At 38.3% G+C, this 11,747-nt stretch carries 10 protein-coding genes and 1 other RNA gene; 9 read left to right on the top strand and 2 right to left on the bottom strand.

Annotation, left to right across the window (positions count from 1 at the left end):
- Window positions 1–12 precede the first annotated feature (12 nt).
- The 9 genes from INF20_RS02130 (at window position 13) to INF20_RS02090 (ending at window position 8,559) form a co-directional block, all read left to right on the top strand.
- The gene (locus INF20_RS02130; protein WP_226384743.1) at window positions 13–1,263 is read left to right on the top strand and encodes a M16 family metallopeptidase; all 1,251 of its coding nucleotides are present in this window, start codon (window positions 13–15) and stop codon (window positions 1,261–1,263) included.
- Between the two features lie 19 nt (window positions 1,264–1,282).
- Window positions 1,283–1,714 (top strand): dUTP diphosphatase, encoded by a 432-nt coding sequence (dut, locus tag INF20_RS02125; protein WP_226384742.1) that lies wholly within the window; start codon window positions 1,283–1,285, stop codon window positions 1,712–1,714.
- Between the two features lie 11 nt (window positions 1,715–1,725).
- Window positions 1,726–2,736, top strand: a complete 1,011-nt coding sequence (locus INF20_RS02120; protein WP_404812911.1) for a deoxyguanosinetriphosphate triphosphohydrolase — start codon at window positions 1,726–1,728, stop codon at window positions 2,734–2,736.
- A gap of 91 nt (window positions 2,737–2,827) precedes the next feature.
- A complete protein-coding gene (dnaG, locus tag INF20_RS02115) occupies window positions 2,828–4,579 on the top strand; it encodes a DNA primase (protein ID WP_226384740.1) in 1,752 nt (583 codons plus the stop codon).
- Window positions 4,579–5,730 carry an RNA polymerase sigma factor RpoD gene (gene rpoD, locus INF20_RS02110; RefSeq protein WP_226384739.1) on the top strand — a complete coding sequence of 384 codons (1,152 nt, stop codon included), beginning with the start codon at window positions 4,579–4,581 and terminating at the stop codon, window positions 5,728–5,730. Before dnaG ends, rpoD begins: the two co-directional genes overlap by 1 nt.
- Window positions 5,731–5,740: 10 nt before the next feature.
- Window positions 5,741–6,442 (top strand): tRNA (adenine(22)-N(1))-methyltransferase, encoded by a 702-nt coding sequence (locus INF20_RS02105; protein WP_226384738.1) that lies wholly within the window; start codon window positions 5,741–5,743, stop codon window positions 6,440–6,442.
- A gap of 12 nt (window positions 6,443–6,454) precedes the next feature.
- Window positions 6,455–7,237 carry a Nif3-like dinuclear metal center hexameric protein gene (locus tag INF20_RS02100; RefSeq protein WP_226384737.1) on the top strand — a complete coding sequence of 261 codons (783 nt, stop codon included), beginning with the start codon at window positions 6,455–6,457 and terminating at the stop codon, window positions 7,235–7,237.
- A gap of 12 nt (window positions 7,238–7,249) precedes the next feature.
- An RNA gene (rnpB, locus tag INF20_RS02095) (RNase P RNA component class A) lies at window positions 7,250–7,595 on the top strand.
- A 40-nt stretch (window positions 7,596–7,635) separates the two neighbouring features.
- Window positions 7,636–8,559 (top strand): carbon-nitrogen hydrolase family protein, encoded by a 924-nt coding sequence (locus tag INF20_RS02090; protein ID WP_226384736.1) that lies wholly within the window; start codon window positions 7,636–7,638, stop codon window positions 8,557–8,559.
- Between the two features lie 26 nt (window positions 8,560–8,585).
- Here INF20_RS02090 and ppk1 read toward each other — a convergent pair whose 3' ends face one another.
- Both ppk1 and INF20_RS02080 read right to left on the bottom strand, forming a co-directional pair.
- On the bottom strand, window positions 8,586–10,721 hold the full coding sequence (gene ppk1 / locus INF20_RS02085) for a polyphosphate kinase 1 (RefSeq protein WP_226384735.1): 2,136 nt from the start codon (window positions 10,719–10,721) through the stop codon (window positions 8,586–8,588).
- Window positions 10,721–11,614, bottom strand: coding sequence for a Ppx/GppA phosphatase family protein (locus INF20_RS02080; protein ID WP_226384734.1), 894 nt, complete (start codon window positions 11,612–11,614; stop codon window positions 10,721–10,723). The genes ppk1 and INF20_RS02080 overlap by 1 nt, the downstream gene beginning before the upstream one ends.
- Between the last annotated feature and the right edge of the window lie 133 nt (window positions 11,615–11,747).

Here is an 11,747-nt window from a genome sequence, read left to right as displayed (position 1 = left end):
AGGAGAATATTGATGATAAATATAAGAACTTTGGATTGCGGGGTCCGCGTTATAACTGATAGAACAGATTATCTGCAGTCAGCTGCCATAGGAATATGGGTAAAGGCCGGCTCCGTAGATGAAGAGGATAGATATGCGGGAGTTTCCCATTTTATAGAACATATGATGTTTAAGGGGACAAAGAACAGAACTGCTAAACAGATAGCTGACGATATGGACAAACTGGGAAGTCAGTTCAATGCTTTTACCAGTAAAGAAGCTACATGCTACTATGCCAAAACCATATCTTCTAATTTGATAAAATCCACGGAAATACTACTGGACATGCTTACAGAAAGTCTTTTCGATAAGCATGAGATGACTAGGGAAAGACAGGTTATCTGCGAAGAAATAAAGATGACTCAGGATTCTCCAGAGGAAAACGTCCATGATATGATTTCCGAGGCTGTTAACAGAGGTAATCCTTTAGGCAGAAGCATAATAGGAACGCCTACATCACTTAAGAGAATTTCACGAAATGTTCTTGTGGATTACATAGATAAAGAATATACAAGGGACAGCATAGTTGTGGCTATAGCAGGTAATTTTGACGAGGATGAAATATGTTCATTTCTTGAAGGTAGACTTAAAAGATTCAGCCCTACTAAGGAAAAGAAAAACCATCAAATTATACCGTATACTCCTGCTTTTAGGACAAAGGTCAAGGATATAGAGCAGGCACATTTCTTCCTGGGGACTGAAAGTGTAACGATGACTGATGATGAATACTATGCTGTAACAGTTCTTGGTAATATACTTGGTGGTTCAATGAGTTCAAGGCTGTTTCAAAGTGTAAGGGAAAGAAAGGGTCTGGCTTATTCGGTATATAGCTTTAACGCGTCAGCTTCAATGGCAGGTGCATTTTATATCTATGCGGGAGTAAGTCATGATAATTTGAGAAAAGCTATAGAGGCAGTTAAAGAAGAACTATTGATTTTAGGAAGAGAAGGGGTTACTAAAGAGGAATTGTCAAAAGCCAAGGAACAGCTTAAAGCCAACTTTATTTTTGGGCAGGAAAATGTAGCCTCTAAAATGTTTTCTCTGGGCAAGAGCCTGATTCTTACTGATAATGTAAAAACCGACAGTGAAGTCCTTGAAAAAATAGATTCTATTACGATGGATGAAATAAACAAAACAGCGGTTAAATTTGCTGATCCATTGAAATACAGCGCAGCAGCTATTACAAACAGACGATTTGACATTAAAAAAGTGATGCAGGGTTAATCCCGGGAAAGGAATAAAAATGATTGAAATAAAACTTGTTACTAAAAGCGGAAATATACCGGCTTATGAGACAGAAGGCTCTGCAGGAATGGACTTAAAGGCTGTTTTAAATGAACCGGTGATTTTGGCACCGGGAGAAAGAAGGCTTATTCCTACTGGCCTTTTTATAGAACTTCCTCAGGGATATGAGGCACAGGTAAGAGCAAGATCTGGTCTTGCAATAAAACATGGAATCACCCTTATAAACTGTGTTGGTACAATTGACAGTGACTATAGAGGGGAAATTCAGGTGCCGCTGGTAAATTTAGGACAGGAAGATTTTGAGATTAAAAACGGAGAACGCATAGCTCAGATGGTAATTGCAAAATACGAGCAAATAAGCTGGAAAATCACAGATGAACTTTCCGAAACGGAAAGGGGAGCAGGCGGCTTCGGACATACCGGAAGATAGGTAAAGAGATGATAATAGGTAGAATCGAACAGGAAAAAAGAGAATATGAAATATTGAGTCCTAGGGCATGTAAATCCGCTGAAAGCAGAGGTAGGCAGCGAGCTGAGGAAAAATGCGATATGAGGACTGAATTTCAGCGTGATAGGGATCGTATAATTCACAGTAAACCCTTCAGAAGGCTGATGCATAAGACTCAGGTGTTTCTCGCCCCTGAAGGAGATCATTTCAGAACGAGACTTACACATACAATCGAGGTTTCTCAGATAGCAAGAACAATTGCAAGGGGTCTAGGATTAAATGAGGACCTTACTGAAGCCATAGCCCTCGGTCATGATTTGGGACATACTCCTTTTGGACATAATGGCGAGGTTATATTGGATAGCATACATCCAGGCGGTTTTAAGCATAATATTCAGAGCCTTCGTGTTGTGGATGTTATTGAAAAGAGAAAAGGTCATAGGGGTATGAATCTTACCGAAGAAGTAAGAGACGGTATAAGAAACCATACGGGAAGTGTAACGCCGTTTACTTTAGAGGGCCAGATTGTTAAAATCAGCGACAGAATAGCATATATAAATCATGATATAGACGATGCATTAAGAAGCGGTGTTATCACAGTGGATGACCTACCTCAAGATTGCCTCGAAGTACTGGGTAAAAGTCATGGACAGAGAATAGATTTTCTCGTAAAAAATATGATAGAAAACAGTGAAAACTCCGAGCTAATAACTTTGAGTACAGATGCTAAAGAAGCAATGGATAAGCTGAGAAAAGCCATGTTTGAAATGGTTTATCATAATCCTCAAGTAAAAAAGGCATCGGATCTTTCAAAGGTTGAAAACATAATAACTTCTCTTTATGACTATTTTCTTGCTCATCCGGAAAAGCTTCCTGATGACGCAAGGGAATTGGCCGATGAATTTGGTGTAAGAGAAGCTGTAAAAGATCATATTGCAGGAATGACTGACAGATATGCCATAAATCTCTATGATGAGTTATTTATTCCAAAAGGATGGAAATAAAAATTTTTAAAAGTAAAAAACAGGAAAAGTGTGTATATATAGTATATAGACATAAAAATCACAGAAAGCATGATGACTGGCAGGTGAAACCGTGGCATATTCAGGTAGAAACAGCGTCATAGATGAAATAAAAAGCAGGTGCAATATCGTTGATGTGATTGGAAGCGTAGTTTCTTTAAGAAAGACAGGAGCCAATTATGTTGGTCTTTGTCCATTCCACAACGAAAAGACACCTTCTTTTGTGGTATCTGAATCTAAACAGGTTTACACATGCTATGGCTGCCACGAATGGGGCGATGTTATAACATTTGTAGAAAAGTATTATAATCTGTCCTTTCTTGAGGCAATAGAAAAGCTGGCTGCCCAGTGCGGTGTATCTTTGGATGATGGCTTTGGACGAAGTGAAAAAAAGGATATTTATTATGAAGTTAATCGTGAGGCTGCAAGGTTTTTTTATAAAGCTTTAAGATTCGGTGATAATCCGGGATTAAGGTATGTGGCAAAAAGAGGATTAACAAAAGAGACCCTTCATGAATTTGGCATCGGTTATGCTGACGGTGAATGGAACAGTCTTTACAATCATTTAAAGTCCAAAGGCTATGATGAAAAGATTATGCTTAAACTCGGTTTAATTTCAACATCCAAAGGGAAATATTACGATAAGTTTAGAAATCGGGTGATTTTTCCGATACAAAACACCGCTGGAAAGGTCATAGGTTTTGGTGGCAGAGCAATCGGCGATGATATGCCAAAATATCTTAACTCACAGGAAACCCCTGTTTTTTCAAAAAAGAATAATTTGTATGGGTTAAACATAACAAAAAATTATGTAAACAAAGAAGACTGTGCCATATTGGTTGAAGGATATATGGACGTGATTTCCCTTTATCAGGGAGGAGTTTTGAATGTATCTGCGTCCCTAGGAACTGCTTTAACTGAAAATCAGGCTAAGCTTCTCAAAAGATATACTAAGAACATAGTGCTTTCATATGATGCTGATAATGCCGGTGTAACAGCTTCCATAAGAGGCAGTGAGATATTGTATAAGGAAGGCTGTAAAGTCAGGATATTGCATATATCCGATGGTAAGGATCCGGACGATTTTATCAAGGCTAAAGGAAAGCTTGCATATTATAAGTTAGTTGACGAAGCAGTGGATTACGGCGACTATCGAATTGAACACATCAAAAAGAAACATGATATTTCTACCACCCGCGGGCGTGTAGACTTCCTTCGGGAAATAGCTGTATTTTTAAATACCTTAAGTCCTGTGGAAGCTGATATCTATGTTAAGAAGGTTGCCCAAAATTACGGAATTTCCGAAAGTGCCTTACGCTTGGAAATGGGACAGGATGCAAAAGCTGAGGAAGTTCAAAGAAAACCTATAAAAGAATCCGATGATAAGGCAGAAACGGATATTACTAAAATTGAGCAAATGGTAATAAAGGTGCTATTAACTGACAGCAGTTATTTTAAACGACTTTTATCTTATGAGGATATATTTGTCAGTGAAACAGGCGCCGAAATATTTAAAGCGATAAATGAAATCTACGATGAAAATGAAGAAATAGATATTGACATATTGATGGAAAATCTTGAGCCAAAGGAAGTAGAAACTTTAAGGGAAATCGATGAAGGGATTTCTCTTGGCGGTAAAACGGAAGCTATTTTTGAAGACTGCATCAGAACTCATAGAAAGGAAAAATTAAAAAGAAGAGAAAAGGAGATAACTGTGCAGCTGGAAATAGCCGAAGAGCAGGGCAATGCCCAAGAGGCTGAAAGACTGACTAAAGAATTGATGAAACTGTTGAAAGAAAGAAGTAGTTTAGGAGGAGAGAACTGATGGCTAACGAAGAAAACAAGGTAACTCATGAAAATCTGGATGAGCTTGTAAAAGAACTTAAAGATAAAGCCGAGCATAACGGAAAGAAGCTTTCCTACGCTGAAGTGGGACAGGTACTTGAAAAAATCGATTTGGAAGTAAATGAAATTGAGGAAATATATGAAAACCTTACAAGTAACGGTATAGAACTGCTTTCAGAGGAAAATCCAGAGGATTTTGAGATCGATGAATTGGAAGATGAGCTAGAAGCTGAAAAATCCTCCGAGCACAAGGATATTGATACAGACAAGGAAGATTTAGAAGATACTCTTCCAAAGTCTGTGGCAGTGGACGATCCTGTAAGAATGTATCTTAAGGAAATAGGTAAGGTACCTCTTTTGACTGCAGAAGAAGAAATTGAACTGGCAAAGCGTATGGAAGCAGGGGATGAACTGGCAAAGCAGAAACTTTGCGAGGCAAATCTCAGACTTGTTGTCAGCATTGCAAAAAGATATGTTGGCAGAGGAATGCTTTTCCTAGATCTTATTCAGGAAGGAAATCTCGGACTTATAAAGGCAGTAGATAAGTTTGATTGGAGAAAGGGATATAAATTTTCAACTTATGCAACATGGTGGATAAGACAGGCTATTACAAGATCCATCGCTGACCAAGCAAGAACCATTCGTATACCTGTTCATATGGTTGAAACCATAAATAAGCTTATGAGGATTCAAAGACAGCTGCTTCAGGAATACGGTCGTGAGGCTACACCTGAGGAAATTGCTGCTGAAATGGAAATCTCCGTGGAAAAGGTAAGAGAGATACTTAAAATTGCTCAGGAGCCGGTTTCTCTTGAAACTCCAATTGGCGAAGAGGAAGACAGCCATCTGGGAGACTTTATACCAGATGATGATGTTCCGGCTCCGGCGGAAGCGGCTGCATTTTCTATGCTTAAGGAGCAGCTTATTGAAGTGCTTGATACCCTTACAGACAGGGAACAGAAGGTGCTTAAACTCAGATTTGGCCTTGAGGATGGCAGAGCAAGAACCCTTGAGGAAGTAGGAAGACAGTTTGATGTAACAAGGGAAAGAATCCGTCAGATTGAAGCAAAGGCTCTCAGAAAGCTTAGACATCCAAGCAGAAGTAAGAAACTTAAAGATTATTTGGAATAGAGGTATATTTATGTTGACAGACAGACTGATGGCTATGGCAAATGAAATAGAACAGGGAGAGACGGTGGCAGATATCGGTACCGACCACGGTTATCTACCTGTATACCTGTATAAGGAAGGTATCAGCCCTAAGGTCATAATGACAGATGTTAGCAAAGGTTCATTAAATAAAGCGAGAAATAATTGCAAGGAAATGTGTCCCGGTGAAAAATTTGATTTTAGATTGGGATACGGACTAAAGGTTATTAAGCGTGGCGAAGTGGATGATATTGTTATTGCCGGTATGGGCGGCGTTTTAATAACTGAGATACTCGGTAAGGACATGGGAAAGACAAAGATGTTTAAAAAGCTTATCCTTCAGCCGAGGACAGCCCAGGGACGCCTTAGATTTTGGCTTGTAAGAAAGGGCTTTAACATTGTAAATGAGCAGCTGGTTAGGGAAGGCAGATTTATTTGCGAAATTATCACTGCTGTTCCGGGAGAAGCGCCGGAGGAAATGATGATGCCTGAAGGCCCTGATGCTATACAGTGGGAACTTCCACCTTGGGTTGCAAAACTACAAAAGCCGCTTGCAAAGGAATTTGTTCAGCTGAAATTGGACAGAGAAAACAGGATACTGACTTCCATGGGTAACAGTAAAACAATAAAACCGTCAGATATCAAGGCGGTAAAAAACAACATAAGATACTTGGAAAGGATGCTCAAACTGTAAAGGGAGGCGCCTATGAAGTTTGATAAAGTCATTGAAATAATTGAAAAGATTGCTCCGCCTGAATGCGGAGAAAACTGGGATAACAGCGGTGTACAGGTAAATGTGGGAAATGATGATATTGACAAAATATTGTTTTGCCTTGAAATCAATGACGATATAATTGACGAAGCCATTGAAAAATCGGTAGATATGATTGTTACACATCATCCGCTTCTCTTTAATAGACCTGACAGAGTGGATATAAGGGAAGTGACGGGAAGATATTTGATTAAGCTTATAAAATCCGGCATTTCAGTATATTCCGCTCATATAACCTTTGACAATGCTCCACTGGGCAATAATTATTATCTTGCAAGTCTTTTAGAGCTTGATGATATTGAAGAGGTAGAAGATTACTGCGGAGTAAGTGGATATTTACCTTCGGTTATGAGCTTTTCGCAGGCTCTTGAGCATGTGGAAAAAAGCCTTAAACTGCCGCCTCATTATATCAGAGCGGTGGGTAAGGATCCTATGGAAATTAGCCGTGTAGCTCTTTGTACCGGTGCAGGTGGAGATATCCTTTATACTGATACCGCAAAGGAATGTCAGCTGATAATTACAGGTGATGTTAAACTTAATGTGGCTCAGGATGCCAAGGCCATGGGAAAGGCTTTAATTGATGCAGGACACTACGGCACGGAAAAAATCTTTTCGGAAAATTTCCTAAATCAATTTAAAGAACTTCTTGAAGACTACGGTGAAGATACTGTAGAATTGGTATCGGCTGAGTCTGATACAAATCCATTTTCAGTTTAAGTTAAAGCTTGACGGGTAGGCCAGACGGTCGCGTGGGTAACCATGAGGAAAGTCCGGGCTCCGCAGGGCGAGGATGCCAGATAACGTCTGGCGTAGGTAACTATAGGGAAAGTGCAACAGAAACATTCCGCCGAAACGAGTAATGTCGTGGTAAGGTTGAAATGGTGAGGTAAGAGCTCACCGGCAGCATGGAGACATGCTGGCCGTGTAAACCCCATCCGGAGCAAGACCAAGAAAGGGCAAAAAAAGCGGCGGCCCGTCGCTGCCCGGTAGGTAGGTCGCATGAACATGCCGGCGACGGTATGTCTAGATAGATGATCGTCTAATACAGAACCCGGCTTATAGACCTGCCCGTCTTTAGTTTATATTTTTAAGTTACCCTGTGAAAGGAGAACGCCATGAAAGATATTGAAAACAGATGCAAAGTGGCGCTTGTTCAGGCAACGCCTGTTATGTTCGACAAAGCTGCAGGATGTGAGAAAACTATAAGCCTTATTAAAGAGGCATCAGAAAACAATCCTGATTTAATCGTATTTCCTGAGCTTTTTATCCCCGGATACCCCTATGGAATGACCTTTGGTTTTACTGTAGGCAGCCGCAATGAAGATGGAAGAAAGGACTGGAAGGTTTATTATGAAAATTCTATTCTGGTACCTGGACCAGAAACTGATGCTATAGGTAAAGCTGCAAAGGAGGCTGGAGCCTATGTCAGTGTTGGAGTTTCTGAAAGAGTTGAAGAATCGGCTACTTTATATAACACAAATATAATTTTTTCTCCTGAAGGAGAGCTAATATATGTTCACAGAAAACTTAAGCCTACAGGCTCGGAAAGAGTAGTATGGGGCGATGCGGATAAATATTATTTCCCTGTGGTTGATACTCCATGGGGCAGAATGGGAAGCCTCATATGTTGGGAAAGTTATATGCCACTTGCAAGAGTTGCACTTTATGAAAAGGGTGTTGGAATATATATTTCTCCTAATACCAATGATAATGAAGAGTGGCAAGCTACGATTCGTCATATAGCTATAGAAGGCCACTGCTACTTCATAAACAGTGATATGTATTTCAAAAAGGAAGATTATCCTGATGATCTCCATTGTCCGGAAGAAATAGATAGATTAAATGATATAGTATGCCGTGGAGGAAGCTGTATAGTGGATCCATATGGACATTATGTAACGGAACCTGTATGGGATAAAGAAGAAATTATCTATGCTGATTTGGATATGAGCATGGTATATGCCAGCAGAATGGAATTTGATGCCTGCGGTCACTATTCAAGACCTGATGCGGTTAAGCTTGTAATAGATGATAAATAACTAAATGATACAATTTAAGCGACATCTTAAGGATGTCGCTTATTTAATATGGATTTGAGTTTATCCAATAGAACGTTGTTTTGTCTTAAAACAGGGGACGGTTCGTGACTCTTATAGTAGCTGAGTAAAAATTCCTGTGAGTCAAATCGTTGCATTTCATGGTTCTTTTCTGTATACTCATCGTTACTTAGTAGAACCTGTGCGTTTACATTGTCTTTTTTTAATACTTCAATGATTTTCAGTATTCTGTTCTTTATATCGTTGTCGTATACTGGAACAGCGACTTCAATTCGCCTTTCTGTGTTTCTTGTCATCATGTCAGCAGAGGAAATATATAAATCAATATCCCATTGCTGGGAAACATCAGAAATATCACCGAAGAGATATATTCTCGTATGCTCAAGGAAACGGCCTACTATACTTTCGATATGTATATTTTCCGTTTTACCTTCAACACCGGGTCTTATGCAGCAAATACCCCTTATAAGCAAAAATACAGGAACACCAGCAACGGAAGCGTCTTTAAGAGCATTTATAACATCCCTGTCTGTAAGGGAATTCATTTTCATAAATATTCCGCAAGTTTGCCCGTGTTCTGCTTTTCTAATTTCATCTCTGATTTTATCAAGAATAGTACTTTTCAGAGAAGTAGGGGATACAAGTAAATGTTTGTATACTCCGTTAAGATTAAACATAGTTATATTCTGGAAAAACATAACCGCATCTTCTCCAATTTCCCTAGAAGCAGTCATAAGACTGAAATCTGTATATATTTTGGAAGTGGTTTCATTGTAATTTCCTGTTCCTATCTGTGTAATATACGATACGCCTTTATGACTTCTTCGAGTTATAAGACAGATTTTGGAATGAACCTTGTAATTTTCCATTCCATAGATTACTGTTGCTCCCGCATCTTCAAGTTTCTTAGAATAGTTGATGTTATTAGCCTCATCAAAACGGGCACGAAGTTCCATAAGTACTAAAACTTCTTTGCCATTTTCAGCTGCTTTACACAGATAATCTACAATCTTGGCATTTTTAGCAAGCCTATATATGGTTATTTTAATTGAAACTGTTTCCTTATCCTCGGAGCATTCTTTAAGAAGCTGTAAAAAAGGATCTATGCTTTCATAGGGGAAGAACAGCATTTTGTCCTGCTGTTGTATCTGCTTGACTACAGAAGTTCCGGGATAAAACATATTGGCTTTTGCTGGCACATATTTACCGTAAGTATGCTTTTCTCTGATTTCTTCAGGTATGTTATCAATTATTTCGTAAAAATATTTAAGGTTCAGGGGAACGGAATCTGAAAAAATATTTTTCTTATCCATGTCTAGCTTCTTTGTGATAAAATCCGCAAGGTCATCAGGAAGCTCACCGTAGGCTTCTATTCGTAAAGGGTGCAGGCGACCGCGCATTTTTAAAACCTTTTTCATATGTTCAATATAGTCATCGTGTTTTTCAAACATATCATCATCGGGATCTATATCTGCGCTTCTGGTTACTGCTATAACTGCCTTTGATTTCATATGATAATTGGTGAATATATCTGAGCAATAATAGCTGATTAAATCTTCAAGGAGAATATATCTTGTCTTTTTATTATTTAGATAAATTACTCTTTCGAGGTTTGATGGTATCGGAATAATACCGAAAAAGCCTTTATCCTTTCTTGAAAGGGAAACGAGAACATGAAGCTCCTTATTTGGAATATGAGGAAAAGGATGCTGCTTTCCTATTACCATTGGAGTGAGGAAAGGAAATACCCTTAACTCAAAATATGACTTAAGATATTCTTTATCTTTGTTTCCTAGGATTTCAATGTTCATATGATGAATTTTGATTTCTTCAAGATCGGACATTATATCCTTGTAGTAGAGAACCTTAGTCTTTTCCAGCTTACGCACTTCATGGTTGATTGCAGCAAGCTGCTCTGCCGGTGTCATATTTGACCTGGAATCTCTTTTATCCGGCTTAAAAATATTCATATCGAATATAGTGCCGACTCTTACCATATAAAATTCATCAAGATTATTTGTGTATATTTCAAGAAATTTAAGCCTTTCTAAAAGAGGCATATCCTTGTTTTTTACTTCGTTTAAAACTCTTTCATTAAATTTAAGCCATGAAAGTTCTCTGTCCTGAGTATAGCTGTAGTCCATTATTTGCCTCCGTTAATTTTTCGCAGAAGATATCCGTCCCGTACGCTTATTCTGTCTGTTAGTACATCGGATATTTTCCATTTTTTCATAATTGCTCTTGCTATGAGCATGCCTGGGATGGCTGTATGTATTCGCTCTGGCTTCACTTTTAAAATAAGATTTGCCAGGTCGTTTCTGTCAGTTTTACTGCAGTCGATGAGATTATCAAGCTGCTCTATAGAAAATTCTTTGTTTTGGTTTCCAACTAGATCTGGAATTAGTCGGAATGTACCGCCAACACCTATCAAATCTGTAAAAGCATCTTTGTTTTTTATGACTGATAGCTGACGATTTATTTCCGCTTTTATAGCTTTTATTTCTTTTTTTAAGGGCAAGATGCCTTTAACGTAATTAGAGTAAAGATTTAAAGAACCGATAGGAAGGGAAGTGTTTTCTACTATTTTGTTATTTTTAAATATAACAATTTCACTAGAGCCTCCTCCGATGTCAGCAATAATTCCGTTTTCACTGTTTAATTTGCCGTTTAAAAGCATTTTCATGGCGTAATAACTTAAATAACCTTCATCTTCATTGGAAATAAGGTCAATGTTGATTCCAAGATTTTTGTAGATATCGCTTATTACTTTATCGGTATTTGATATATTTCTTAAAGAAGCCGTTGCAAAATACCATACCTTAGGAATTGATAAATCATCGGTAATTTTCTTTATTTGTGTTAAGGTCCTGTTAAGAATTGCAATTCCATGACTGTTCAAAGTACCTTCTTCTACATATCCTGCTAATCCAGCAGTTTCCTTATATGAGAAAACTTTTTCGATGTTTTTAGACTTATCTATATTGTAAATTATCAATCTTATGGTGTTTGAACCTATGTCAACTATTCCCGTATACATTTTTACCTCCTAAAGAGTATTATAATACCTTACATGCATTGGTAAGATTAAATGAATGTTAAACTGGTGTTAATTTTACTTGCTAGTTACAGTTCTCAACATCTTGATGAATTTAGAATAATAAGATATAATA

The sequence above is a fragment of the Gallibacter intestinalis genome (genome assembly GCF_014982745.1).
GTDB lineage: Bacteria > Bacillota > Clostridia > Peptostreptococcales > Anaerovoracaceae > Gallibacter > Gallibacter intestinalis.
This window is presented reverse-complemented; position numbering and strand designations above follow the sequence as displayed.

Bases quoted from the DNA above. Each gene is read 5' to 3' on its own strand.
- INF20_RS02130 (WP_226384743.1), top strand. From the start codon at position 13: ATGATAAATATAAGAACTTTGGATTGCGGGGTCCGCGTTATAACTGAT.
- dut (WP_226384742.1), top strand. From the start codon at position 1,283: ATGATTGAAATAAAACTTGTTACTAAAAGCGGAAATATACCGGCTTAT.
- rpoD (WP_226384739.1), top strand. From the start codon at position 4,579: ATGGCTAACGAAGAAAACAAGGTAACTCATGAAAATCTGGATGAGCTT.
- INF20_RS02105 (WP_226384738.1), top strand. From the start codon at position 5,741: ATGTTGACAGACAGACTGATGGCTATGGCAAATGAAATAGAACAGGGA.
- INF20_RS02100 (WP_226384737.1), top strand. From the start codon at position 6,455: ATGAAGTTTGATAAAGTCATTGAAATAATTGAAAAGATTGCTCCGCCT.
- INF20_RS02090 (WP_226384736.1), top strand. From the start codon at position 7,636: ATGAAAGATATTGAAAACAGATGCAAAGTGGCGCTTGTTCAGGCAACG.
- ppk1 (WP_226384735.1), bottom strand. From the start codon at position 10,721: ATGGACTACAGCTATACTCAGGACAGAGAACTTTCATGGCTTAAATTT.
- INF20_RS02080 (WP_226384734.1), bottom strand. From the start codon at position 11,614: ATGTATACGGGAATAGTTGACATAGGTTCAAACACCATAAGATTGATA.